Genomic DNA, 25,658 nt, shown 5'->3' with positions numbered 1-25,658 from the left:
TCAAGCGACTTCAGGCGCTTAACCTCGGGCACCCCCATACCGCCATACTTCTTGCGCCAGGTGTAAAAGGTGGCGTCAGAAATGGCGTGCTTACGGCAGAGTTCACGGGCAGAAACCCCGGCTTCAGCCTCGCGAAGAATACTGATGATCTGTTCGTCGGAAAAACGCTTCTTCATGGGGATGTCCTCATGTGGCTTATGAAGACATTACTAACATCGTGGTGTATTAATCAACGGGGGGCAGGTCACAACTACTACCCATTCCCACGCCATCCCCCTTTTCACTGCCAGACTCCCTGCATCTGCGACCAGATTACACGCAGTATGGCAATGGCTTTAACCCGATTTCAGGCATCCTGAAGAGCCAGTGCAGGATATCAGCTAAACTCAGCCGCTGGGCTTTTACCGTTCAGCCTGTAGCGATACTGAATCAGAATCTATCCTGTTTGGTGAGCTGTGTCCCCAGCCCATCCGCATCTGAAATTTCAGCCGGACCGGAATATGGTTTACCATGTATAGAGCGTAATTTAGTGTCACTCAGCGCCATAATAATTTTTGGTACGCAGCAAAATGTGGTTTCGGTACTGGAATGGTACACAATATTGAATGTACATCTGCGAACAGCAACAAACAAAAATAGGCAAGAGTGACCAAATAAAGGCGATAAAATGATTAAAAATGTTTTAAATCAGCCTGTTAATGAACAATGACGAACGGTAATGCACATTGAAAAACGACAGCGTACAACCTACCTTCCTCTTCCACGATTATGAAACCTTCGGCACCAGCCCCTCTCGTGACCGGCCCGCCCAGTTTGCCGGCCTGCGCACCGACAGTGAGTTCAATCCGGTCGGCGAGCCAGAAGTGTTCTACTGCCGTCCACCTGATGACTATCTGCCACAGCCCGAAGCGGTCATGATTACCGGCATCACCCCGCAGATAGCGATGAGCCGCGGCGTCATCGAAGCAGAGTTTGCCGAACGCATTCATAAGCTGTTCACCACCGAACAAACCTGCGTGGTGGGCTACAACAACGTGCGTTTCGATGATGAAGTGACGCGTAATATCTTCTATCGCAACTTTTTTGATCCTTACGGCTGGGCCTGGCAAAACGGCAACTCACGCTGGGACCTGCTCGACGTGATGCGTGCCTGCTATGCGCTGCGGCCTGACGGGATCAACTGGCCGGAAAATGAAGAAGGCTATCCCAGCTTCCGGCTGGAGCATCTGACCAAAGCCAACGGCGTGGCCCATGAAAATGCGCACGATGCGATGTCCGATGTTTACGCCACGCTGGCGATGGCAAAGCTGGTAAAAGAGAAGCAGCCGAAACTGTTTGAGTTTTTGTTTACCCATCGCAATAAAAACAAGCTGATGAACCTGATCGACATCCCGCAGATGAAGCCGCTGGTCCATGTCTCTGGCATGTTCGGCGCGGCGCGTGGCAACACCAGCTGGATCGTGCCGCTGGCCTGGCATCCCGATAACCGCAATGCGTTGATTGTGGTGGATCTGGCGGGCGATATGTCACCGCTGCTGCAACTGGATGCTGACACGCTGCGTGAACGTCTTTACACGGCGAAAAACGACCTCGGCGATCTGCCTGCGGTGCCGGTTAAACTGGTACATATTAACAAGTGTCCGGTGCTGGCTCCTGCCAGTACGCTGCGTCCGGAAGATGCGGCCCGTCTGGGCATCGATCGTCAGCACTGCCTGGCGAATCTGGCCCTGTTGCGTCAGCAGCCTGACGTGCGGGAAAAACTGGTCACGCTGTTTGCCGAAGCCGAGCCGTTCACACCGTCAGACGATGTGGACACGCAGCTCTATGATGGGTTCTTCAGTGATGCCGACCGTGCCGGAATGAATATTATCCGCCAGACCGCGCCCGCCAATCTGCCTGCGCTTGACCTGAGCTTTGAGAGTGCGCGGGTGGCGAAATTGCTGTTTCGCTACCGGGCGCGTAACTTCCCCGGCACGCTGGATGATGCCGAGCAACAGCGCTGGTTGCAGCATCGCCGTGACGTGCTGAACGGTGATCGGGTGCAGGCGTTTATGCAGGAACTGGAAGGACTGGCTAATCTGCATGAAGCTGATGCAGAAAAGGTTGGGCAGCTCAAAGCGCTCTATCTTTATGCGCAGGAGCTGGTTTCCTGAACCCATGAGAAAGCCTGACCCGGCATCCCCTGCCGGGTCAGGCTTTCCTGTCCTGCTCAATCAGAGCATCGTCCACACCAGCCAGGTCAGCACAAACCCGCTTAATCCCATTATCGTCGTCAGCACCGTCCAGGTGCGTAAACCGTCTGCCACCGAAAGCCCCAGATAACGGGTGACCACCCAGAATCCCGCATCATTGACGTGAGACAGACCCAGGCCGCCGAAACAGGCCGCCAGTGTGACCAGAACCCGCTGCATATCCATGACGCCTGTCACCGCCTGCGTCAGCAGACCGCTGGTGGTCAGGATAGCGACGGTGGCTGAGCCCTGTGACGCACGCAGCGCCAGCGACAGGATAAACGCAGCCGGCACCAGCGGCAGATGCAGCGTTTCCAGCGTGACCGCCAGCGCTTTTCCGACCCCTGACTCCACCAGCACTTTACCGAAGGCCCCACCCGCACCGGCCACCAGAATCACGCTGGCAGAGGTGGGAATGGCCCGTCCGGTCAGATCTTCCAGCTTGTCTTTGCTCCAGCCACGCCGCACGCCAAGCAGCCAGGCCGCCAGTCCTAAGGCAAGCAGCAGAGCAATCGGCGGCGTGCCAATCACGGTCATAACGTTACGCAGCAGACTGCCTTCCGCCAGCAGCGTGTGGGACAGCGTTCCCAGCACGATCAATACAATCGGGACCACAATCAGGCCACTGATAGTCAGCGCGCCAGGCGGGGCCGGTTCATGCTTCTTTTCCTGCCCCTCTGGCTTCGCCATCTGCAATTGTTCCAGCACGTCGACCGACAGATGATAATGGCGACGGTTCATCACTTTCGCTACGTAGTAGCCAATTATTCCGACCGGCACGGAAATCGCGATACCCAGCATCATCAGCCAGCCCATGTCGGTGTGCAGGATCCCGGCGGCCGCCGCTGCGCCCGGATGGGTCGGCAGCGCCACGTGCACCGTCAGCATAACGCCCGCCATCGGCAGGCCAAACTTCAGCGGTGAGACCCGCGCCACCTTAGTGAAGCCATAAATCAGCGGGATAACGATGATAAAGCCCACTTCGAAAAATACCGGAATACCCAGAATAAAAGCCGCCATGGTTAAAGCGGCGACGGTGCGCTTCAGCCCCAGCGTTTTACTAAAGCGTTGCGCCAGCGATTCAGCACCCCCTGAGGCTTTAATAATCGCCCCGAGCATGGCTCCCAGCACGATGATGATGGTGATATGACCGAGCAACCCGCCCATCCCGGTGATAATCGTCTCCATGATTTTCTCAGCCGGAATGCCGGTCGCGATAGCCACCAGCAGGTTGACAATCAGCAGGGCGACAAACGGATGAACTTTGGCTTTGATGACCAGCAGCAGCAGGATCACGATGCTGGCGGTCGCTATGGCTAACAGCAGTGCGGTGGACATAGTAAACCTCAGAAATTGTTATATTTTTTGGGTTATCGACGTACAGGGTAAGCAGGTGCAGGGCCAGATAAAGGGCGAGCCTGTCCCAACCGGTGCTGAAACACCGGTTTTTTTACAGTGCGTTAAATCAGGCTTTTAATTTCCAGGGAGCAAACCAGCTCAGGCCAGCGTTGGTGTCGCCACGCGGGATATACTCGCAGCCGACCCAGCCGGAATAGCCAACCTCATCCAGTAGTGAGAAGAGCCAGGGATAGTTAACTTCCCCCTCATCCGGCTCATGGCGATCCGGTGCTGACGCAATCTGTACGTGGCGATAACGTCCCGCATAGTGTCGAATCAGATGGCTGAGGTTGCCGTCTACCCGCTGTGCATGAAACAGGTCGAGCTGAGTGAACACGTTCGGCCGGTCGATCTGTTCAACCATCTCCAGCGTCTGATACTGGCTGGCGTAGAGATAATTGGGTTTGGTTACAGGGTTAAGTGCTTCGATCAGCAGGCTGATGCCGTGCGGCGCAAAGCGCTCAGCCGCATAGCGCATGTTGCTGATAAAGGTCTCAACATAGCGCTGACGATCGGCACCGGGCGGCACCGTCGCCGCCATAATGTGAACCTGCGGGCAGTTCAGCGCCAGCGCATAGCTCAGCGCGCGGTCGATATCCGCCTTTGCTTCCGCTTCCCGTCCGGGGATGGCGGAGACGCCCCACTCACCCGCTGCGACATTGCCCGGCGCGGTATTGAACAGCACCAGTTGCAGCAGGTTCTCATCGAGCCACTGTTTTATCTGCGCGGCGGGATAGTCATAAGGAAACAGAAATTCGACCGCCGTAAAACCGGCTTCCGCAGCCGCGGCGAAACGCTCAGCGAACGGATACTCATTAAACTGCGTCGAAAGGTTAGCAGCAAACTTCGGCATTATCGGCTCCTGAGTTCTGCCACTTCGGCATCATTGAGATAGCGGATCGGGCGGTCACCCAGGGTAAAGATCAGACGGGCGGTCTCTTCCAGCTCTTCTGTATTGTCCGCCGCTTCCTGTAAGGATTTCCCCACTACCACCGGGCCGTGATTCGCCAGCAGGAAGGCGCGGTAGCGCGGCGCCAGCACCGCCAGATCGTCGGCCAGACGTTCATCGCCCGGCTTGTAATAAGGCACAACAGGCACATCACCGACGCGCATTACCACATAAGGGGTAAACGGACGGATGCAGCTGTCCGTATCCAGCCCCTGTAAACAGGAGAGCGCCGTCAGGTAGTGGCTATGCAAATGCACCACTGCGCGGCAGTCGGGATTATTGAGGTAGAGCGCGCGGTGAAACGCAATTTCTTTGGAGGGTTTATCGCCAGAGAGCCATTCCCCCTCAGGCGTCACTTTCGACAGCCGGTCACCCTGTAATTCCCCGAGGCAGGAGCCGGTAGGGGTCGCCAGCAGATTGCCATCCGCCAGCAACATTGAGAGGTTGCCCGCTGAACCGGTGGCATAGCCACGCTGAAAGAACGAGGCCCCGAGACGGACCATTTCATCACGCGCCTGCTGCTCCGCTAAAAGGAAAGATTCAGACATAGGTAAACTCCGTTTGCGCGCGGCGGAAGAAATCTTCGTCGCCAAAATTGCCCGATTTCAGTGCCAGCGAGAGCGGCTGATGAATGTCGCGCACCCAGGGCACGCCGGGCGAGATGGTCGGACCGATGTGAAAGGCGGTTACGCCCAGGCTCTGCGCCACCACGCCGGAGGTTTCCCCTCCCGCCACAATAAAGCGCTGCCAGCCGCGCCCTTTCAGCTCACGGGTGACGGCGGCAAACAGCTGCTCAACGGCTTCGCTGCTGCGCTGCGCACCATAGCGCTGCTGAATCACCTGCAACTGTTGCGCATCAGCGGTGGCATAAAGCAGCGGGGCCAGCGTCTGATGGCTGTTGGCTTCCACCCAGTCGCACAGCTGCCGGGCATACCCCTCTGCATCTTCCAGACAATGTTCAATCTCTATTTCGCAGGCCGGTGCCAGCTGGCGGTACGCGGCAACCTGACGATTAGTCATCTGCGAGCAGGAACCGGAGAGCACCACGGCGCGATCGCCGTGCGGACGGCCTGCCTTTTCCGCCTCTGCATCCGTCTCAGCCGTCGCCCACTGCCGCGCCAGACCGATAGCCAGCCCGGAGCCGCCGGTCACCAGCCGCCTGTCACTGAGTGCTTCACCCAGCGTCAACAGATGCCCCTGATGCAGGGTGTCAGTGACAACGTAGTTGATGCCCTGCTCCGCCAGCTGGTCCAGCGCCTGACGTACTGACTCCGCGCCCTGATCGATCTGTGCTGCGGCGATCAGCCCGGCTTTGCCGGTTGCCTGCGAGGTCATCAGACGCATCAGGTTGCTGTCCTGCATCGGCGTAACCGGATGGTGCCGCATGCCGGAATCGGACAGCAGCTGATCGCCGACAAACAGATAACCCTGATAGACGGTGCGCCCGTTCACCGGCAGCGCCGGGCAGATGACCGTCTGCGCCTCACCCAGCGCATTCAGCAACGCATCGGTCACCGGACCGATATTGCCCTGCGCGGTGCTGTCGAAGGTGGAGCAATATTTGAAGTAGAAGCGCTCGCAGCCCTGCTTTTGCAGCCACGCCAGCGCGGCAAGCGACTGCGCAACCGCCTGATCAGCCGGGCAGGAACGGCTCTTCAGGCTGATCACAATCGCCTGTGCCTTTGTCATCTCTTCGCTGGCGGGAATGCCGTTGAACTGAATGGTCGTCAGGCCGTTCTGCACCAGAAAACTGGCGATATCCGTTGCGCCGGTAAAATCGTCCGCTATAACACCAAGACGCATCAACTGTTCTCCCCTGCCTGCGGCAGCGTGATACCGCTGAAGATCTTAATCACCGCACTGTCATCTTCCCGGCCATAACCGGCGTTGCTGGCTTCGGTAAACATATTCAGGGCGGTCGAGGCCAGCGGCAGCGGGAAGTGCAGTGACTTCGCGGTATCGGCCACCAGGTTGAGATCTTTCACAAAGATATCGACGGCTGATTTCGGGCTGTAGTCGCCGTCTACCACATGCTTCATACGGTTCTCGAACATCCACGAGTTGCCTGAGGCATTGGTGACCACTTCATACATGGTTTCCAGCGGAATACCGGCTCGCGCCGCCAGTGCCATCGCCTCTGCGCCCACCGCAATATGAACGCCCGCCAGTAGCTGATGAATAATTTTGACCGTTGACCCAAGGCCAATCTCACTGCCCACGCGATAAACTTTGGCGGCGACGGCATTTAGCACCGGTTGCAGTTGCGTAAAGACCGCATCACTGCCGGATGCCATCACCGTCATTTCACCGCTGGCCGCTTTGGCCGCGCCGCCCGAGACCGGGGCATCCAGCATCTGCAACTGATGTTCAGCCAGCCGTTGTTCAATTTGCTGCGCATCCTGCGCGGAAAGTGTGGATGAGACCATCACCACCGTCCCCGGACGCAGTTTTGCGGCCAGGCCATCTTCACCGAACAGGATGGCGTTAACCTGCTTTGCATTGACCACCAGCAGCAAAATGGCATCGAGCTGGTCTGCAAAGGCAGAGGCGGAAGTCTGCGCATCACGTGCGCCGGCCTGGCGTAAGCTCTCCAGGGCTGCAGGATTCAAATCGACCCCCCAGGTGTTGAGTCCGGCGCGCAGACAGGACTTCGCCGCACCCATCCCCATGGAACCCAACCCGATAACGCAGATGTTTTCAGCTGGCACGTTACGCCTCCACTGTTAAATTAAGTGATTATTTGTTTGTTACTGTTAATCCTGCCAGCTTCCGGTTGACAAAAATGTGCCGCCCTTCACAAAAAAACATCGATAATGTGAACGCGAACAATTTTTAACATCGCATATTTTACTGTATGCACCTTAAATCAGACCGATAAAACCCGTTCTCCGTCCTGTATCAGCTGTTATTTTTTGTTCTGGTTGAATGGCAGATACTTTATAATGTGAAAAAATGGTAATTATCAGGGAGCAGATATGATTCCGGTTGAACGTCATCAACAGATTCTGGCACTGGTGGCCGATCGTGGCGTGGTGAGCATTGCTGAGTTAACTGAGCGGCTTGGCGTGTCACACATGACCATACGCCGGGATGTGCAGAAACTGGAGGAACAAGGTGCTGTGCTGTCGGTTTCCGGCGGGGTGCGTTCTGCCGATCGACTGGCGGCTGAACCGTCTCATCTGACGAAAAGCACCCTGTACAACGATGAAAAGCGCGCTATTGGCCGCACCGCTGCCCGTCACATTCCCCGTAACAGCTGCATCTATCTGGATGCCGGGACCACGACCTTAGCGCTGGCACAGGAAGTCGTGGATCGTGATGATTTACTGGTGGTGACCAATGATTTCATGGTGGCGAATCTGCTGATGGAAGCGAGTCAGTGCCGGGTGATCCACACGGGCGGCACCGTATGCCGGGAGAACCGCTCCTGCGTCGGAGAATCCGCAGCACGCAGCCTGCGCAATCTGGCCATTGATATCGCCTTTATCTCTGCCTCCTGCTGGGGGCCACGCGGCTTGTTTACACCGGATGAAGATAAAGTGATGGTGAAGCAGGCAGTAAGCGAAGTAAGCAGCAAACGGGTTTTACTGAGCGACAGTTCGAAGTACAACAGAATAGCGACGTTTCTGGCGTTACCGCTGGAGAGGTTTGATCAGGTGGTGACGGACAACAAACTGAGTGATGCGGGGCGGGCACTGTTAAGCGCGGGCAACCTGGAACTGGTGCTGGCCGGTTAACGGTTGCCGCCTTCCCGATAAAGCCCGGAAGGCGGCAACGTGAGCACGATTAAACTTCTTCGCTGAACTGCGGCACCGGATTACGGAAGCTGCGGGTCACGAATGCCAGGTAGATAATCCCGATGGCGGCCCAGATCAGGCCCAGAACCATAGAACTCTCTTCCAGATTCACCCACAATGCACCGACCGTTATCGCGCCGAGCAGCGGCAGCAGCAGATACTGAACGTGATCTTTCAGCGTGCGGTTACGCTTCTCACGGATCCAGAACTGGGCGATCACCGACAGGTTTACGAAGGTAAACGCCACCAGCGCACCGAAGTTAATCAGCGCGGTCGCGGTGACCAGGTCAAAGTTAATCGCCATCAGCGCAATCGCACCCACCAGCAGCACGTTGAGCGACGGAGTACGCCATTTTGGATGGATGTAACCGAAGAAACGCTCCGGGAATACACCATCACGGCCCATCACATACATCAGACGCGATACGCCTGCGTGCGCCGCCATACCGGATGCCAGTACCGTGACCACCGAGAAGATCAGGATACCGACCTGCAGCGCTTTACCGGCTACGAACAGCATAATCTCAGGCTGTGAGGAGTCCGGATCCTGGAAACGGGTGATGTCCGGGAAGTAGAGCTGCAGGAAGTAAGATGCCGCGATAAAGATCACGCCGCCAATCAGCGCCGTCAGGAAAATAGCGCGTGGAATGGTGCGTTCAGCATCTTTGGTCTCTTCCGACAGCGAACTGATGCCATCAAAGCCGAGGAACGAGAAGCAGAGTATGGTCGCACCGGTAATCATCGGCACCACGTGCGCATTCTCAGACCAGAACGGACGGCTGCTCACCAGCGTACCGGAACCAACGCCGCTTGCCACACCGTAGATCACCATGCCGGTGATCCCGACCATGACAATGACCTGCAGCACCACAATGAGACTGTTGAAGTTGGCGACGGTTTTGATGCCCTTGAGGTTAGAGAGCGTCATAAAGCCGACCAGCAACACCACGAAGATCCACGACGGGATGCCCGGCACCAGTGATTCGAAATAGTTTTTAGCCAGCAGGATGTTGATCATCGGCATGAACAGGTAGTCCAGCAGTGATGACCAGCCGACCATAAAGCCGACGTGCGGACTGATCGCCTTCTGAGCATAAGTATAAGCGGAGCCCGCAGAGGGGAAGCGGCGTACCAGCTTACCGTAACTCACGGCAGTGAACAGAATCGCAATCAGCGCGAAAGCATAAGCGGTGGCGACGTGACCATCGGTCAGCCCGGAAACGATGCCAAAGGTATCGAACAGGGTCATAGGCTGCATGTAGGCTAAGCCCATCATGACGACCGGAAGTAACGTTAGCGTCTTTTTGAGTTGTGCACGCTGCGGTGCGGCGGAGGTATTAAGCGACATGCTTCAGTCCCCCATGTGCGACAACCTGGCTGGGCTGGGTCACAGGGCAACTGCGCATTAAGCGACAGGGAGTAAGGTTAGCGGTTGACGCGGCACCGTAGTCATCACGAAAACGCGTACCAGCGTTGGCTGGCAGAGTGAAAAACATCCCCATCTTTGTCATCCTCAATCTCACGCTTACGCGTGTTTTCAGTGTTTATCTATCCGGGTGCGTGCCCGGCCTCGGTTAAGTCAGTAAAAACGCTTTGTTAAAACTGGATGCAAAAAAATAACCGGCGCGTTAAGCGTCGGTTATCACTGATTTTGCAGGCCGCGTATTCTGCCCTAACCCGTGGCAGTAATACAAGCCGTTGGGGCATCTTATGCAAAAAAAATCGCGACAGAGTAACGCTGAAAAAACCATCAGGCGTTTTTCAGCATCCAGTCTATTTCCGTAGACGTAATCAGTCGTTCAAACTGCATCAGTTCGTGATGCTTGCAGCTGTGCCAGACACTGGCAAAGCGTTCGCCCAGTAACTTCTGCAGCGGATAGCTGCTGTCAAACTCATACAGCGCATCGCTCTGCCGGATTGGCAGGGCAAGCCCCTCGGCATGGTGTCCGTTGCCGGTGACCGGATGCGGTAATGGTAGCTGCGTATCCAGCCCATGCAGCATCCCGGCAAGGATAGCCGAGACGACCAGATAGGGATTAGCATCAGCGCCCGCCACCCGATACTCAATGCGATGGTTATCGATATCTCCGCAAGGCACGCGCAGCGCAACGGTCCGGTTGTTATGACCCCACGAAGCCTGTAACGGCACATAGGCTTCAGGGACAAAGCGGCGATAGGCATTTACATTGGGTGCCAGCAGCGCCATTGACGCAGGCATCAGGTCGATCATGCCCGCCAGCGCACGTTTCATCAGCGGTGAATCGCTGCCGTCATCGCAGGCGAAGGCGTTGTGATCGGCGGCATCCAGCATGCTGATGTGCACGTGCATCCCGCTGCCCGCATACTCCTCGTAAGGCTTCGCCATAAAGGTGGCGGTCATGCCGTGATTCTCCGCGACCTGACGAATCAGGCGCTTCAGCTGCACCGCATGGTCGCAGGCGCGCAGCACGTCGCGGGTATGATGCAGGTTGATCTCAAACTGTCCGGGGGAGGCTTCCGCCAGCGCACCATCAGCCGGTATGCCCTGCTGACGGGCCAGATCGTCAATATCGCGCAGGACATCAGCAAAGTGATCGAGATTATCGACCGAGTAGACCTGGCTCTGCATATTGCGTTCATCGCTGCCAGGCGAACAGGGCGGCTGGATAAAGCCTTCAGCATCGCGCTTTTTATCTACCAGATAGAACTCCAGCTCTACCGCTACCACCGGAAACAGACCTCGGTTGCGCAACTGTTGCCACAGTCGGTTGAGGACATTTCGGGGTTCAACGTCAAAGGGAGTGCCATCTTGGTTGCACATGGTTAACAGCAGCTGCGCAATGTGTTCAGGGTCAGAGGCGGAGGGAACTAACGTGCCGCTAACGGGCAGACAGAGATTGTCGGGTTCACCAAGAGACTGGCCGAGTCCCGCTTCTTCCACCGTGTTGCCGAGGATATCCATAGCAAACACTGAGGCGGGGAAATAACATCCTTTTTCCAGCTTAGGCAGCGCAGAGACCGGAATGCGCTTGCCGCGGAACACACCATTTAAATCATTTAACAGGATGTCAACATACTGCGTTTCAGGATGGCGCTCCAGCCAGGTTTTCACCTCAAGCTGGAACGCGCTGGTTCGTTTCTCTTCACTGTGAAGCGTGAAGTCTTCCACTTCTACCAGGTTAGTCATGATCTCACCCGCCCCTATTAGGTTTGCGTAATGCTCAAAATAACAGCCACACCACTAACATAGCGCCAACATAAAAAGTGTGCAAATGTAACAAATCTGTTTGAAGAACAAACAGCAGATTGCTAGATTGAAAAAATATTGCACACTTAACCGCCAGACGTGCCTTTTCGGTAGATATTTCGACCAGTAATGCGAGGACGTAAGATGGGCTTTATTTTTGACAAACCGTTGATTGGCGTAGTGATGTGCCAGAAAAATTTGGGCGGCCATGCGACTCAGACGGTGCATAACAAATATATTGATGCGGTTGTCCTGGCGGGTGGCGTGCCCCTCGCCCTGCCCCATAGTCTTATTAATGCGCCTCATCTATCAGAAAACGCTATGGCTGTGCTGGATGGCCTGCTGCTCACCGGCAGTCCCAGCAATATCGAACCCTGGCATTATGGCGAAGCCGGTGAAGAGTCGCACGCCGATCCGGGCCGCGACCGTCTCGCCTTTCAGCTGATCACCTGGGCCACCAGCCACAAAATGCCGATGTTGGGCATCTGCCGTGGACTGCAGGAGCTGGTGGTGGCCAATGGTGGCGCGCTGTGGCGGGATCTCAGTGAGCAGTCAGAATTTCAGCGTCATCATGAAGATGAGACGCTGCCACTGGAGCAGCAGTATGCGACAGCGCATCCGATCACTATCGAACCGGATGGCCTGCTGGCAACGCTGCTGGACAGCAGCAAATCGCTTGCAGTCAATTCTCTGCATCATCAGGGCATACGCGAACCGGGGCCGCAACTGCGCGTTGAGGCACGCGCGCCGGATGGCCTGATTGAGGCGGTGAGTCTGCGTCATCATCCCTTCGCCCTCGCGGTGCAGTGGCACCCCGAGTGGCAGCCGGAAAGCACGGCGGGATCGCAGGCACTGTTCAGCGGCTTTATTCAGGCCGCCATTCGCTATCACAGGGGAAAAGCAGATGAGTGATGTCACGCTGGCACCGGGACGACGGCTGGCGCAGATTCGACAGACGATGGGATTGTCGCAACGTCGCGTAGCTGAACTGGCCGGACTGACCCACAGCGCCATCAGCACCATTGAGCAGGATAAGGTCAGCCCGGCGGTCAGCACCCTGCAGAAGCTGCTGAAAGTCTATGGGCTGTCACTGTCGGAATTTTTTTCGGAACCCAAACCCCATGCAGAGCCGAAGGTGATTGTCCGCCCCAGCGATCTGCTGGAGATTGGCAGCCAGGGTGTGTCGCTTAAGCTCATCGACAATGGTCGTGCGCAGCGCACGCTGGGCATGCTGCTGGAGACCTATCAACCCGGTGCCAGCACCGGCGAAAAACTGCGTCATCCGGGCGAAGAGACCGGCACGCTACTGGAAGGCGAAATTACGCTGGTCATTAACGGTCAGCAGTTTCATCTCTCTGCCGGAGAGAGCTATGTAATTGATACCGGCTTACCGCACAGCTTCACCAACAGGGCTGAATTCCCCTGCCGCATTGTCAGTGCCCACACGCCAGCCAACTTTTAGGCGCTTCCCGGAGGTTGTTATGAATTATGTGGAGAGTTATTACGCAGCGACCGCCAATCCGCATGCGCCCTGGCCAACCTTACAGGAGAGCATTCAGTGTGACGTCTGCATTATTGGCGGCGGTTTCACCGGTCTTTCAGCGGCGCTGCATCTGACCGAGGTGGGCTACGACGTGGTCGTGCTGGAAGCGGCGCGGGTTGGCTTCGGTGCCAGCGGGCGAAACGGCGGTCAGGTGGTGAACTCCTACAGCCGCGATGTGGATGTGATTGAACAACGCTACGGCAAAGAGAGCGCCCGCATGCTGGGCAGTATGATGTTTGAAGGCGCTGAGATTATCCGCGATCGTATTAAGCGGTATGCAATTGACTGTGACTACCGGCCCGGCGGCATTTTTGCAGCGCTGAATGCACGTCAGATGGCACATCTGCAAAAACAGAAAACGCGATGGCAGCAGTATGGCAATCACGATCTGGAACTGCTGGACGAACGGGGCATTCGCCGTGAAGTGGCCACCGAACGTTATGTTGGCGGGCTGCTGGATCGACGGGGCGGCCATCTGCATCCGCTGAACCTGGCGCTGGGAGAAGCGGAGGCAATTCGTCGACATGGTGGACGCATCTATGAACAGTCCGCGGCGACAGATGTCGTTTATGGCACACCTAACCGGGTGAAGACTGCTCAGGGCGAAGTCAGTGCGACATTTGTGATCTTCGCCGGTAATGCCTATCTGTCACCCCAGCTGGAGCCACGCCTGAGCAGGAAAAGCATGCCATGCGGCTCGCAGATTGTGGCAACCGAACCGCTGACACCCGACCAGGCACTGTCGCTGATGCCGAACAATTACTGTGTGGAGGATTGTAACTATCTGCTGGATTACTTCCGTCTGACCGCCGACAACCGGCTACTCTATGGCGGCGGCGTGGTCTACGGCGCGCGGGAACCGGCCGATATTGAAGCGCTGATCCGGCCCAAGCTGCGCCGTACTTTCCCGCAATTGCAGAACGTGAAGCTGGATTTTAGCTGGAGCGGCAATTTCCTGCTGACGCTGTCGCGTATGCCGCAGTTTGGCCGGATGGAGAAGAATGTCTATTTTATGCAAGGCGACAGCGGTCACGGCGTCACCAGTACCCATCTTTCCGGCAAGCTGATTAGCGAAGTATTACGCGGCGATGCCGAGCGGTTTGACGCTTTTGCTCGCCTGCCTCACCTGCCGTTTCCCGGCGGGCGGCGGTTTAAGGTGCCGCTGACGGCGATGGGCGCGGTATGGTATGCGTTGAGGGATCGGCTGGGGGTGTAAGACTAAGAGCCAGGCATTGTGTCTGGCCAGTCGGATAGCGGTCTTTCTGCGGGGCTCATTCTGTCCTGCAGAGCAAGCCATTTTAGTATGTTGTAACTATGAAGAGAGCAAAGAAGAGGTGTGTCAGTGGGGACACCCTGCCCCCACATCAACGTCAGCCGCCTCTTACTCCAGCGGCATCTTCACCGGATCGTCATAGCGATACTCAAACCCGAGTTCGTTACAGATACGCGACCCATCAATCAGCTTGCCGCTGTCTTTTACGGTCTCTGGCGCGAACTGCGGCGGCTGCAGACCAAGCTGGCGCGTCACTGCGGGATAGAAGGTGTCGCGCGTCGGATGTTTTGGCGCACTCAGGTTGTAAACCCTTCCCCCTTTTGGCGACTGCAGCAGCAGTGTAATTGCCTCGACCACGTCATCCAGATGCACCAGATTCACGCCCTGCGAGCCATTCGCCACATCCTGCTTACCGGCCAGGAAGCGACCCGGATGGCGCTTTGGCCCGACCAGACCGGACAGACGCACAATATCCACGCTGGTCCCTGGCAGATCGTGCAGCCAGCTCTCCAGCTTGACCAGCGTTTTACCGGCTACCGTTTCGGCGGTCAGCGGGCTGTTTTCCCGTTTAATGCCAGAGCTGCCACCATAGACTGACGTTGAGCTGGTAAAGATGATGCGCGGCACTTTATACACCAGTGCGGTATCCACCACATTCTGCACCGCCTGCAGATAAGCTTCACCGCCTTCCGCAGTACGGCTGGCAGGTAACGTGACAATCAATGCATCGACGTTAAAGAGCGGCTCGATATCGTCAGCATCGCACAGCAGTTCCGGCGTCAGTTCCAGCTGGAACGCCTCAATGCCGCAGCGGCGTGCGGCTTCAACTCCGTCTGGCGTGGTTTTGCTGCCGGTGACCTGCCAGCCTCGCGCCGTTAACGCCGTGGCCAGCGGCATACCCAGCCAGCCCAGTCCCACAATCGCGACCTTCTTCATTTTGACTCCTGACGTGAAACATCAACCCTGACTTCACCGTAGTTTGCCCCCGGATTGCAAACCACAACAACCTGTTTCAGCGCTTTCCGAATCGCCTGTTTAAAAAAGTGTTGCCAAGTGCTGCCATCTTCGCTAGGTTAAACCCCACAAATGAATACGCATTCATCGACGAGATTATTATGACACGCGTTCAGTTCAACCATCATCACCACCATCATCCTGACTAGTCTTTCAGGCGATTGGTGCTGGAAGACTTTCAAGATCTTCCAGTGGTGTGAACGCAAAGAGAACCCCCGGAAGATCGTCTTCCGGGGGTTTTTTTATGGGCTGACGTAACCACACATTCAGGACAGGATTAAGAGGACAGGAACCATGTTAGATAACACCCGTTTACGCATAGCTATGCAGAAATCTGGCCGTTTAAGTGATGATTCACGCGAACTGCTGGCGCGCTGCGGCGTAAAAATCAACCTTCAGCAACAGCGCCTGATTGCGTTTGCGGAGAACATGCCGATCGACATCCTGCGCGTGCGCGATGACGATATCCCTGGCCTGGTGATGGACGGTGTGGTCGATCTCGGCATTATCGGTGAGAACGTGCTGGAAGAGGAGTTACTCTCACGCCGCGCTCAGGGCGAAGACCCGCGCTACTTTACGCTGCGTCGCCTGGATTTCGGCGGTTGCCGTCTCTCACTGGCGATGGCGACAGACGCCGAGTACACCGGCCCGGAATGCCTCGATAAATCCCGCATCGCCACCTCCTATCCGCACCTGCTCAAACAGTACCTCGACAAAAAAGGCGTCAGCTTTAAAACCTGTATGCTGAACGGTTCTGTTGAAGTGGCGACCCGTGCCGGTCTGGCGGATGCCATCTGCGATCTGGTCTCCACCGGTGCCACGCTGGAAGCGAATGGCCTGCGTGAAGTTGAAGTCATCTATCGTTCAAAAGCCGTCCTGATCCAGCGCGACGGCGAAATGCCTGCCGCCAAGCAGGAGCTGATCGACAAGATGATGACCCGTATTCAGGGCGTGATTAAAGCGCGTGAATCGAAGTACATCATGCTGCACGCACCGAGTGAGCGCCTGGAAGAGGTAATCAGCCTGCTGCCTGGCGCTGAACGTCCGACCGTGCTGCCGCTGGCAGGCGATGTCAGCCGTGTGGCGATGCACATGGTCAGCAGCGAAACCCTGTTCTGGGAAACCATGGAAAAACTGAAAGAGTTGGGTGCCAGTTCAATTCTGGTGCTGCCTATTGAGAAGATGATGGAGTAAGCCATGGCCTTTTCTACCCCGATTGAGTGGCAGCAGTGCACCCCCGAACAGCAGCAGGCGCTGCTGTTGCGTCCTGCCATCGCCGCTTCTGAAAACGTCACGCTGACGGTGCGTAACGTGCTGGAGCAGGTAAAGCTGAACGGCGATGACGCGCTGCGCGAGTTCAGCGCCCGCTTCGACAAGGCGCAGATTGAAAACCTGCGCGTGACGCCGCAGCAAATCGCAGACGCCAGCTTACGTCTGAGTGACGAGCTGAAGCAGGCGATGGCCGTCGCGGTGGGCAATATCGAAACCTTCCACAACGCGCAGATTCTGCCGCCGGTGGATGTCGAAACGCAGCCCGGCGTGCGCTGCCAGCAGATCACCCGTCCGGTGAAGTCGGTCGGACTCTACATTCCTGGTGGTTCCGCCCCGCTCTTCTCTACCGTGCTGATGCTGGCGACGCCTGCCCGTATCGCCGGCTGTGGTCGGGTGGTGCTCTGTTCACCCCCGCCGATTGCCGATGAGATCCTTTATGCTGCGCAGCTGTGTGGCGTAGAGGAAGTGTTCCAGGTGGGCGGCGCGCAGGCCATTGCCGCACTGGCCTTTGGCACGGAAACTGTGCCGCGGGTGGATAAGATATTTGGTCCGGGCAACGCCTGGGTGACCGAAGCGAAACGTCAGGTGAGTCAGCGACTCGATGGCGCGGCGATTGATATGCCTGCCGGTCCGTCTGAAGTGCTGGTGATTGCAGACGAAGGTGCCACGCCCGCGTTTGTCGCCTCCGACCTGCTTTCACAGGCCGAGCACGGTCCTGATTCTCAGGTGATTCTGCTGACGCCTTCACTGACGCTGGCAGAGGCGGTTGCCGACGCGGTTGAACAGCAGCTGGCGCAGTTGCCGCGTGCGGCCACGGCGCGTCAGGCGCTGGAGAGCAGCCGCCTGATCGTGGCGCGCGACCTTGAGCAATGCGTTGAGATTTCCAATCTCTACGGCCCGGAGCACCTGATTCTGCAGACCCGTCAGCCGCGCGATCTGGTGGAGTCTATCACCAGCGCCGGTTCAGTCTTCTTAGGCGACTGGTCGCCGGAGTCTGCGGGCGATTACGCCTCGGGCACCAATCATGTGTTACCGACCTACGGTTATACTTCGACCTGTTCCAGCCTGGGCCTGGCCGACTTCCAGAAACGCATGACGGTGCAGGAGCTGACGCCGCAGGGCTTCCTGAATCTGGCCGCCACGATTGAAACCCTGGCCGCCGCAGAGCAGCTGGATGCCCACAAAAATGCCGTCACCCTGCGCGTTGCCGCACTGAAGGAGCAAGCATGAGTCAGGATATTGAGCAGCTGGCGCGCGCCAATGTACGCGCCCTGACGCCCTATATGTCGGCGCGTCGTCTGGGTGGCAACGGGGATGTCTGGCTGAATGCCAACGAATTCCCGCTACCGGTGCCGTTTGAGCTGTCGCAGCAGACGCTGAACCGCTATCCCGAATGTCAGCCTAAAGTGGTGATTGAGCGCTATGCCGCTTACGCGGGTTTAACGCCGGAGCAGGTACTGGTCAGCCGTGGCGCGGATGAAGCCATCGAACTGATCATGCGTGCTTTTTGTGAGCCGGGCCAGGATGCCATTCTGTTCTGTCCGCCGACCTATGGCATGTACAGCGTCAGCGCCGAAACCATCGGCATTGAATATCGCACCGTCCCGGCGCTTAGCGACTGGCAGCTGAACCTGCCCGCTATCGCGGAACAGCTTGATGGCGTCAAAGTCGTTTACCTTTGCAGCCCGAACAACCCGACCGGCAACCTGATTAATCAGGACGACATCCGCCAGTTGCTGACGATGACCGCCGGTAAAGCGCTGGTGGTGGCCGATGAGGCCTATATTGAGTTCTGCCCGCAGGCGACGCTGACCGGCTGGCTGAAAGATTATCCGCATCTGGTCATTCTGCGTACCCTTTCAAAAGCCTTTGCGCTGGCGGGCCTGCGTTGTGGCTTTGCACTGGCGAATAAGCCGGTGATCGACCTGCTGATGAAGGTGATTGCGCCCTACCCGCTGGCGACGCCGGTAGCGGACGTGGCGGGTCAGGCGCTGAGCGAGCAAGGCATTGCGCTGATGCGTGAACATGTGGCCCAGCTGAACGACAATCGCAGCTGGCTGCTGGCTGAACTGGCGCAGCTGGCCTGCGTTGAGCAGGTGTTCCCCAGCGAAACCAACTATGTGCTGGCGCGCTTTACCGATTCACCAAAAGTCTTCAAAACCTTATGGGATCAGGGCATTATCCTGCGTGATCAGAACAAAAATCCGGGCCTGTCGGGATGCCTGCGCATCTCCATCGGCACGCGTGAAGAGTGCGAACGAGTGATCGCCGCGCTGCAAGCCTTTTCTCTGGAGCAAGCATGAGTCAGAAGACCCTTTTTATCGACCGCGACGGTACATTAATCTCTGAGCCGCCTGAGGATTATCAGGTGGATAGACTGGATAAGCTGGCGTTTGAGCCAGATGTTATCCCGGCGCTGCTGGCGCTGCAGGCCGCCGGTTATCGCCTGGTGATGATCACCAACCAGGATGGTCTTGGCACCACCAGTTTCCCGCAGGCGGATTTTGATGGGCCGCACAATCTGATGATGCAGGTCCTGACCTCGCAAGGCATCGCGTTTGACGATGTGCTGATCTGCCCGCACATGCCGGACGATCACTGCGACTGCCGCAAGCCGAAAACGAAAATGGTAGAAGCCTGGCTGGCAGAAGGCGCGCTGGATACCGCCAACAGTTATGTGATTGGCGATCGTCTGACCGACGTGCAGCTGGCGGAGAACATGGGCATTCAGCCTATCCGCTACGGTGCTGACGGCGAGAACTGGCAGACCATCCAGCAGCGTCTGACTCAGCGTGACCGCCATGCACTGGTGCAGCGCAACACCAAAGAGACACAGGTTCGGGTCGAACTCTGGCTGGACCGCGAAGGCGGCAGCAAGATAAATACCGGCGTGGGTTTCTTCGACCATATGCTGGACCAGATTGCGGTGCACGGCGGCTTTCGCATGAACATCGAAGTGAAAGGCGATCTCTATATTGACGATCACCACACGGTGGAAGATACCGGTCTGGCACTGGGCGAAGCATTACTGAAAGCGCTGGGCGACAAACGCGGCATTGGCCGTTTTGGTTTTGTGTTGCCAATGGATGAATGCCTGGCGCGCTGCGCACTGGATATCTCCGGCCGTCCGCACATCGAGTTCAAAGCCGAATTCAATTATCAGCGCGTGGGCGACCTCAGCACCGAGATGGTCGAGCACTTCTTCAGTTCGCTCTCTTACGCCATGATGAGCACCCTGCACCTTAAAACCAAAGGCAAGAACGACCATCACCGTGTCGAAAGCCTGTTTAAAGCCTTTGGCCGTACGCTGCGCCAGGCGATCCGCGTTGAGGGTAATACCCTGCCAAGCTCGAAGGGAGTGCTGTGATGAACGTGGTGATCATGGATACCGGTTGCGCCAACCTCTCGTCGGTGAAATGGGCCATTGAACGTCTGGGCTATACCCCGGAGGTGAGCCGCGATTCCGATGTGGTACTGCGTGCCGACAAACTGTTTCTGCCAGGCGTAGGTACCGCGCAGGCAGCAATGAATCAGCTGGAAGAGCGTGACCTGATCGAACTGGTGAAAGCCTGTACCCAGCCGGTGCTGGGGATCTGTCTGGGTATGCAGCTGCTGGGACGCGGAAGCGACGAAAACGGCGGCGTGCCGACGCTGGGCATTATCGATGAGCCAGTGTCACTGATGGATACCCACGGCCTGCCGCTGCCGCACATGGGCTGGAACCAGATTACCGCGCAGGCGGGCAATCATCTGTTCCGCGGCATTGATGAAGGCAGCTATTTCTACTTCGTCCACAGCTACGCCATGCCGGTCAACGCCAGCACCATCGCTCAGTGTCACTATGGTGAAGCCTTCACCGCCGCGGTGCAGAAAGATAACTTCTTCGGCGTCCAGTTCCATCCGGAACGCTCGGGCAAAGCAGGCGCGCAGTTGCTGAAAAACTTCCTGGAGATGTAATGATTATCCCCGCGTTAGATTTAATTGACGGCAAAGTGGTTCGTCTGCATCAGGGCGATTATGGCCAGCAGCGTGATTACGGTAGCGATCCGCTGCCACGTCTGCAGGATTACGTCAGCCAGGGCGCGACCGTGCTGCATCTGGTGGATTTAACCGGCGCGAAAGATCCGGCGAAACGCCAGATTGCGCTGCTGAAAACCCTGCTGGACGGTGTTGATGTGACGGTCCAGGTGGGTGGCGGTATTCGCAGCCGTGACGATGTGCACGCGCTGCTTGAAGCGGGTGCAAGTCGTGTGGTGGTCGGTTCCACTGCTGTGAAAGAGCCGGAAGAGGTGAAACGGTGGTTCGCGGAGTTTGGCGCAGAGGCGATTGTGCTGGCATTAGATGTGCGCATTGACGCCAGTAACCGCAAAGAAGTGGCGATCAGTGGCTGGCAGGAAGCGGCGGGGGTCACCCTGGAAGAGGTGATTACCGATTTTCAGCAGGTGGGACTGAAGCATGTGCTGTGCACCGATATTTCCCGCGACGGCACCCTGAGCGGTTCCAATGTTGCGCTCTATCAGGAAGTCACGGCGCGCTTCCCGACGATCGCTTTCCAGTCCTCGGGGGGTATTGGCGACCTCGATGATATCGCCGCCCTGCGCGGCAGCGGCGTTCAGGGCGTGATTGTCGGACGTGCGCTGCTGGAAGATAAATTCACAGTTTCGGAGGCGATCTCATGCTGGCAAAACGGATAATTCCCTGCCTGGACGTACGTGACGGTCAGGTAGTCAAAGGCGTACAGTTTCGTAATCACGAGATCATCGGCGACATCGTGCCGCTGGCACAGCGCTACGCCGCTGAAGGAGCCGACGAACTGGTGTTCTATGACATCACCGCCTCATCCGATGGCCGGGTTGTCGACAAAAGCTGGGTATCACGCGTTGCGGAAGTGATCGATATCCCGTTCTGCGTCGCGGGCGGCATCAAAACCCCTGAAGACGCAGCGCGTATTCTGGAGTTTGGTGCGGACAAGATCTCGATTAACTCCCCGGCGCTGGCCGATCCCACGCTCATCACCCGCCTCGCGGACCGGTTTGGCGTGCAGTGTATCGTGGTCGGCATCGATACCTGGTTTGACGAGGCCAGCGGCAAGTATCAGGTGAATCAGTATACCGGTGACGAAGCGCGTACCCGCGTGACGCAGTGGGAAACGCTGGAGTGGGTGCAGGAAGTGCAGAAGCTGGGCGCAGGCGAGATCGTGCTGAACATGATGAATCAGGATGGCGTGCGTAACGGCTATGACCTGGTGCAGCTGAAGAAAATGCGTGAAGTCTGCAACGTGCCCCTGATCGCCTCTGGCGGCGCAGGCACCATGCAGCATTTCCTGGAGGCGTTTACCGAGGCGAATGTCGATGGCGCGTTAGCCGCCTCAGTATTCCATAAGCAGATTATTAATATTGGTGAGCTGAAGAGCTTTCTGATCGACAACGGAGTGGAGATTCGCGCGTGCTAACTCAACAACAACAGGCCCTTCTCGACTGGGACAAAACACAGGGTATGATGCCGGTGATTGTTCAGCACAACGTTTCAGGTGAAGTGCTGATGCATGGCTACATGAACCCGGCGGCACTGGAAAAAACGCTGGCAGAAGGTAATGTCACCTTTTTCTCACGCACTAAAAACCGCTTGTGGACCAAAGGCGAAACGTCCGGCAACGTTCTGCAGGTGGTGAGCATTACGCCTGACTGCGACAACGATACATTGCTGATCCTGGCGAACCCGATTGGCCCGACCTGCCATCTGGGCACCACCAGCTGCTTCTCGCCGGCTGTGCCTGAATGGACCTTCCTATATCAGCTGGAAGAGCTGCTGGCGTCGCGCAAAACGGCTGATCCTGAAAGCTCTTACACCGCACGGCTTTACGCCAGCGGTACCAAGCGCATCGCGCAGAAAGTGGGCGAAGAAGGCGTTGAGACCGCGCTGGCAGCAACCGTCAACGATCGGGATGAACTCACCAATGAGGCCTCTGACCTGGTCTATCACCTGATGGTGTTGTTACAGGATCAGGATCTCGACTTTAGCGCCGTGATTAATAACCTGCGCGCCCGCCACAAGTAATTGTGCAATAACCTGCTCAGAATTTCGTTTTTATGCGGATTCTGAGCAGAATCCTTCTCAATCCTCATCCCGATCCCGCACAATAACGGCGACGCAAACCTCCGGGAGAGAACCGTGACCACCCATGAAAGATTAATCGCCCTGCTCGACCAGCATCAGGCGCGCTATCGCCTTATGGAACATGAGGCGACCGGTAAATGCGAGGCGGTCGCGGCAATACGCGGCACCGAAATCGGTCAGGGCGCGAAAGCGCTGGTCTGCCATGTAAAAGGCAACGGCATAAAACAGCATGTGCTGGCGGTTTTACCGGCCGACCGGCAGGCCGATCTGGGCAAAGTCGCCGCGGCGGTCGGTGGACGACGCGCCTCACTCGCCAGCCCGGCAGAGACCGATCAGCTGACCGGCTGCGTATTCGGGGCGATCCCGCCATTCAGCTTTCATCCCAACCTCAGGCTGGTCGTGGATCCCGCGCTGTTTGAACGTTATCCGGAGATCGCATTTAACGCCGGGCTGCTGGAGCGCTCAGTGATCCTGAATACCGAAGATTACCGGGCGCTGTGCAAGGCTAACGTGATGGAGATAACGCAGTAATTGCCATCCCGGCAGCCCGGCGATACTCTGCATAATCACTCATCACGACAAAATAAGAGCAAAATCATGAATATTTTCACTCAACGCCTTCGCCAGACACTGGCTATGGCGGTTATGGCGGGTTGCGCGTTTGCAGCACAGGCAAAAGTCGAACAGGTGCGTTTCGCGGTTGATCCCACCTATCCGCCGTTTGAATCGAAAACGCCACAAGGCAAGCTGGTTGGCTTTGATATTGATCTGGGCAATGCGCTCTGCACGCAGATGCAGGCGAAATGCGTCTGGGTTGAAAGCCAGTTTGACGGCATGATCCCGGCGCTGAAAGCGCGTAAGTTTGATGCCATTCTGTCTGACATGGGCATTACTGAAGAGCGCCTGAAGCAGATCGACTTTACCGTGCCGCTTTATGACACCCATACGCAACTGATTGCGCGTAAAGGCGCGGGCATCCTGCCCACCGCTGAGTCTCTGAAAGGGAAAACGGTCGGCGTGGAACAGGGAACGGTACAGGAGCGTTATGCGCTGGCGAAATGGCAGCCTCATGGGGTGTCCGTGGTGCCCTATGGCGATCAGGCTCAGGTAGAAAGCGATCTGGTTTCCGGCCGGCTGGATGCCGTCTTTACCGACGCGGCTCAGGCGGCGATTGGCTTCCTGAAGCAGCCGCAGGGCAAAGACTTTGAACTGGCTGGCCCGATTATTCAGGATCCAATTATCGGTCCCGGCACAGCAATTGGCCTGCGCAAAGGCGATACCGAATTGAAAGCGGCACTGGATAACGCCTTTGCCGAAATCAAAAAGAATGGCACCTTCGATCAGATTCAGAAGCGCTACTTCGCCACGGATATCTCTATCCAGCAGTAACCTCGCGGTCGCCCTTTTTCGTCCTCACCGCGATCCGGCACTATACTGTAACTTTTTCGGGACGGCGTGCTGTCGTCCCTTGCCGATTAAAGGACATTAACACGGTATGCATCAACAACATCATCCACTGTTAAGCGCCTCTTTAGGCACCCAGCGTGAAATCATCAGTTTCCATTTTGCTGAGGACAATGAACGTCAGGTTTATATCCAGGCTGCGCTGCATGGCGACGAACTGCCCGGCATGGCGGTAGCCTGGTTTTTAAAGCAGCGGCTGCAGGCGCTGGAGTCCGCCGGACAGCTTAAAGCTGCATTTACCCTGGTGCCGGTAGCCAATCCTCTGGCGCTGGGACAGCACTGGCACGGTACTCATCTGGGCCGCTTCCATACACTTTCCGGTCAGGACTTTAATCGCCGCTTCCCATCACTGGGCACAACACTGGCCGCCGGGCTGGCTGAGAGTCTGACCCAGAGTGAATCACAGAACAGGAATCTTATCCGCGATGCGATTGATCGTCATTATCGCGATACCGTGCCAAAAACCGAGCTGGATGCGCAGCGCTATACGCTGATGCGCATGGCCAGTCAGGCCGATCTGATGATTGACCTGCACTGTGACTGGGAAGCCGTGCCACATCTCTATACCACACCCCATGCCTGGCCAGACATCGAGCCGCTGGCGCGCTGGTTAGGCAGTGAAGTACAGCTGCTGGCGCAGATCTCCGGTGGAGAGCCGTTTGATGAAGCCTGTTGCGAACCCTGGCTGACGCTGGCAGAGCGATTTGGCAAGAATTACCCGATGCCGCGTGGATTGCTGCCGGTGACGCTTGAGTTGCGTGGCGTACGTGATGTTTCGCCAGAACAGGCGGAGAAAGATGCAGATGCGATTATTTCGGCGCTGCAGGAAGGCGGCTATATCGGCTATAGCGAGCCGTCGATTTCAGTAGAAGTGGCCGCGCCCGTTATCGGGGGTGATGAACTGGTTCCTGCCAACGCGGGCGGTGATGATGTTGTGGCGATCAATGACGGGCCGATTGGCTTAACCGTGCCTGACGTGGCTGAAGCACCGGGGGAAGCAGGTGTGATTAAAGAACGTCACAGCGAGGGATCGGCGGCGACCTCCCCTGCCCTGAAAAACCCGCCGACACCGTTAGCGGGCTGTGAATATATTCATTCGCCGGTGTCAGGGTTGATTTTGCATCGCAAACCGCTGGGCGCTCTGATTCGTCCAGGAGAAGTGGTGGCTGAGATTGTTGATCCGCTGACCGACCACATTACGCCGCTGGTCGCAGAGTATGGCGGTATTCTCTATGCAAGGCACTGGGTAAGGTTTGCGACGGCAGGCATGCTCGTTGTACGGCTGGCGGGAGAGCGGGAGATTCGGAGCGGGGATTTGCTGGTGGTTTAATTTTAAAGCGCCTGAATTTTTAACTCAGGCGCTTTTTCGTAGTT

Annotated in this window: 26 protein-coding genes and 1 other annotated feature; of the genes, 17 read left to right on the top strand and 9 right to left on the bottom strand. The window is 57.0% G+C overall.

Translation table 11 applies throughout. The features are described from left to right. Positions 1 to 176, bottom strand: a 176-nt coding sequence (locus F3I44_RS02480; protein WP_150019282.1) for a transposase, incomplete at its 3' end; no start/stop codon positions are given. Positions 177 to 725: 549 nt separating this feature from the next. Here F3I44_RS02480 and sbcB point away from each other — a divergent pair. Next, positions 726 to 2,153: an exodeoxyribonuclease I gene (gene sbcB, locus F3I44_RS02470; protein WP_150013707.1), complete on the top strand. Its 1,428-nt coding sequence runs from the start codon at positions 726 to 728 to the stop codon at positions 2,151 to 2,153. A 60-nt stretch (positions 2,154 to 2,213) separates the two neighbouring features. On the opposite strand, the gene F3I44_RS02465 is transcribed toward sbcB, so the two are convergent. The 5 genes from F3I44_RS02465 to ltnD form a co-directional block, all read right to left on the bottom strand. Further along, positions 2,214 to 3,569, bottom strand: coding sequence for a GntP family transporter (locus F3I44_RS02465; protein WP_150019281.1), 1,356 nt, complete (start codon positions 3,567 to 3,569; stop codon positions 2,214 to 2,216). Positions 3,570 to 3,696: 127 nt separating this feature from the next. Continuing rightward, entirely contained in the window at positions 3,697 to 4,482 is a 786-nt protein-coding gene (locus F3I44_RS02460) for an HPr family phosphocarrier protein (protein WP_150013703.1), read from the bottom strand. Next, positions 4,482 to 5,126 carry an aldolase gene (locus tag F3I44_RS02455; protein ID WP_150013701.1) on the bottom strand — a complete coding sequence of 215 codons (645 nt, stop codon included), beginning with the start codon at positions 5,124 to 5,126 and terminating at the stop codon, positions 4,482 to 4,484. Before F3I44_RS02455 ends, F3I44_RS02460 begins: the two co-directional genes overlap by 1 nt. Continuing rightward, complete coding sequence (otnK, locus tag F3I44_RS02450) at positions 5,119 to 6,381, bottom strand: 3-oxo-tetronate kinase (RefSeq protein ID WP_150013699.1); 1,263 nt, start codon at positions 6,379 to 6,381, stop codon at positions 5,119 to 5,121. Before otnK ends, F3I44_RS02455 begins: the two co-directional genes overlap by 8 nt. Then, on the bottom strand, positions 6,381 to 7,286 hold the full coding sequence (gene ltnD / locus F3I44_RS02445; RefSeq protein WP_150013697.1) for an L-threonate dehydrogenase: 906 nt from the start codon (positions 7,284 to 7,286) through the stop codon (positions 6,381 to 6,383). The genes otnK and ltnD overlap by 1 nt, the downstream gene beginning before the upstream one ends. A gap of 267 nt (positions 7,287 to 7,553) precedes the next feature. Between ltnD and ygbI the strand changes: the two genes are divergently transcribed. Beyond that, on the top strand, positions 7,554 to 8,315 hold the full coding sequence (gene ygbI / locus F3I44_RS02440; protein ID WP_150013695.1) for a DNA-binding transcriptional repressor YgbI: 762 nt from the start codon (positions 7,554 to 7,556) through the stop codon (positions 8,313 to 8,315). 49 nt (positions 8,316 to 8,364) lie between these two features. On the opposite strand, the gene F3I44_RS02435 is transcribed toward ygbI, so the two are convergent. Both F3I44_RS02435 and F3I44_RS02430 read right to left on the bottom strand, forming a co-directional pair. Continuing rightward, on the bottom strand, positions 8,365 to 9,723 hold the full coding sequence (locus tag F3I44_RS02435) for an APC family permease (protein WP_150013693.1): 1,359 nt from the start codon (positions 9,721 to 9,723) through the stop codon (positions 8,365 to 8,367). 402 nt (positions 9,724 to 10,125) lie between these two features. After that, positions 10,126 to 11,541, bottom strand: coding sequence for a glutamine synthetase family protein (locus F3I44_RS02430; RefSeq protein ID WP_150013691.1), 1,416 nt, complete (start codon positions 11,539 to 11,541; stop codon positions 10,126 to 10,128). Between the two features lie 204 nt (positions 11,542 to 11,745). On the opposite strand from F3I44_RS02430, the gene puuD reads away from it, so the two are divergent. Genes puuD through F3I44_RS02415 form a run of 3 tightly spaced genes read left to right on the top strand, consistent with a single transcriptional unit; the run spans position 11,746 to position 14,360 of the window. Then, complete coding sequence (gene puuD / locus F3I44_RS02425) at positions 11,746 to 12,513, top strand: gamma-glutamyl-gamma-aminobutyrate hydrolase (RefSeq protein WP_150013689.1); 768 nt, start codon at positions 11,746 to 11,748, stop codon at positions 12,511 to 12,513. Then, a complete protein-coding gene (gene puuR, locus F3I44_RS02420) occupies positions 12,506 to 13,063 on the top strand; it encodes an HTH-type transcriptional regulator PuuR (protein WP_150013687.1) in 558 nt (185 codons plus the stop codon). The genes puuD and puuR overlap by 8 nt, the downstream gene beginning before the upstream one ends. A 19-nt stretch (positions 13,064 to 13,082) precedes the next feature. After that, a complete protein-coding gene (locus F3I44_RS02415) occupies positions 13,083 to 14,360 on the top strand; it encodes an FAD-binding oxidoreductase (RefSeq protein ID WP_150013685.1) in 1,278 nt (425 codons plus the stop codon). Between the two features lie 165 nt (positions 14,361 to 14,525). Here the strand turns inward: F3I44_RS02415 and F3I44_RS02410 are convergent, their stop codons facing one another. Beyond that, entirely contained in the window at positions 14,526 to 15,353 is an 828-nt protein-coding gene (locus F3I44_RS02410) for an SDR family oxidoreductase (RefSeq protein WP_150013683.1), read from the bottom strand. Positions 15,354 to 15,532: 179 nt separating this feature from the next. On the opposite strand from F3I44_RS02410, the gene hisL reads away from it, so the two are divergent. From hisL to F3I44_RS02350, 12 genes are all read left to right on the top strand, one after another. Beyond that, a complete protein-coding gene (hisL, locus tag F3I44_RS02405) occupies positions 15,533 to 15,580 on the top strand; it encodes a his operon leader peptide (protein WP_100396937.1) in 48 nt (15 codons plus the stop codon). Further along, positions 15,556 to 15,677 (top strand) — a sequence feature (His leader region). (Overlaps the previous gene by 25 nt.) A 48-nt stretch (positions 15,678 to 15,725) precedes the next feature. After that, a complete protein-coding gene (gene hisG / locus F3I44_RS02400) occupies positions 15,726 to 16,625 on the top strand; it encodes an ATP phosphoribosyltransferase (RefSeq protein ID WP_098052877.1) in 900 nt (299 codons plus the stop codon). Positions 16,626 to 16,628: 3 nt separating this feature from the next. Next, on the top strand, positions 16,629 to 17,933 hold the full coding sequence (gene hisD, locus F3I44_RS02395) for a histidinol dehydrogenase (protein ID WP_150019280.1): 1,305 nt from the start codon (positions 16,629 to 16,631) through the stop codon (positions 17,931 to 17,933). Beyond that, on the top strand, positions 17,930 to 19,006 hold the full coding sequence (hisC, locus tag F3I44_RS02390) for a histidinol-phosphate transaminase (RefSeq protein ID WP_150019279.1): 1,077 nt from the start codon (positions 17,930 to 17,932) through the stop codon (positions 19,004 to 19,006). Before hisD ends, hisC begins: the two co-directional genes overlap by 4 nt. Next, on the top strand, positions 19,003 to 20,070 hold the full coding sequence (gene hisB / locus F3I44_RS02385) for a bifunctional histidinol-phosphatase/imidazoleglycerol-phosphate dehydratase HisB (protein ID WP_150013677.1): 1,068 nt from the start codon (positions 19,003 to 19,005) through the stop codon (positions 20,068 to 20,070). Before hisC ends, hisB begins: the two co-directional genes overlap by 4 nt. Further along, entirely contained in the window at positions 20,070 to 20,660 is a 591-nt protein-coding gene (gene hisH / locus F3I44_RS02380) for an imidazole glycerol phosphate synthase subunit HisH (protein ID WP_150013675.1), read from the top strand. The genes hisB and hisH overlap by 1 nt, the downstream gene beginning before the upstream one ends. After that, positions 20,660 to 21,397, top strand: coding sequence for a 1-(5-phosphoribosyl)-5-[(5-phosphoribosylamino)methylideneamino]imidazole-4-carboxamide isomerase (hisA, locus tag F3I44_RS02375; protein ID WP_150013673.1), 738 nt, complete (start codon positions 20,660 to 20,662; stop codon positions 21,395 to 21,397). Before hisH ends, hisA begins: the two co-directional genes overlap by 1 nt. Beyond that, positions 21,379 to 22,155: an imidazole glycerol phosphate synthase subunit HisF gene (gene hisF, locus F3I44_RS02370; RefSeq protein ID WP_033783632.1), complete on the top strand. Its 777-nt coding sequence runs from the start codon at positions 21,379 to 21,381 to the stop codon at positions 22,153 to 22,155. The genes hisA and hisF overlap by 19 nt, the downstream gene beginning before the upstream one ends. Beyond that, positions 22,149 to 22,760, top strand: coding sequence for a bifunctional phosphoribosyl-AMP cyclohydrolase/phosphoribosyl-ATP diphosphatase HisIE (gene hisIE / locus F3I44_RS02365; protein ID WP_150013671.1), 612 nt, complete (start codon positions 22,149 to 22,151; stop codon positions 22,758 to 22,760). Before hisF ends, hisIE begins: the two co-directional genes overlap by 7 nt. 114 nt (positions 22,761 to 22,874) lie before the next feature. Continuing rightward, positions 22,875 to 23,351: a YbaK/prolyl-tRNA synthetase associated domain-containing protein gene (locus F3I44_RS02360; protein WP_150019278.1), complete on the top strand. Its 477-nt coding sequence runs from the start codon at positions 22,875 to 22,877 to the stop codon at positions 23,349 to 23,351. Between the two features lie 66 nt (positions 23,352 to 23,417). Next, on the top strand, positions 23,418 to 24,209 hold the full coding sequence (locus F3I44_RS02355; protein WP_150019277.1) for an ABC transporter substrate-binding protein: 792 nt from the start codon (positions 23,418 to 23,420) through the stop codon (positions 24,207 to 24,209). A gap of 106 nt (positions 24,210 to 24,315) precedes the next feature. Then, positions 24,316 to 25,614: a succinylglutamate desuccinylase/aspartoacylase family protein gene (locus tag F3I44_RS02350; RefSeq protein WP_150019276.1), complete on the top strand. Its 1,299-nt coding sequence runs from the start codon at positions 24,316 to 24,318 to the stop codon at positions 25,612 to 25,614. The last annotated feature ends 44 nt before the right edge of the window (positions 25,615 to 25,658 follow it).

This window comes from Pantoea sp. F_5 (assembly GCF_008631595.1).
In the GTDB taxonomy this organism is placed as follows: Bacteria; Pseudomonadota; Gammaproteobacteria; order Enterobacterales; family Enterobacteriaceae; genus Pantoea; species Pantoea gossypiicola.
Note: the sequence above shows the minus strand (reverse complement) of the source record. Positions and strands in the feature narration are given on the sequence as shown.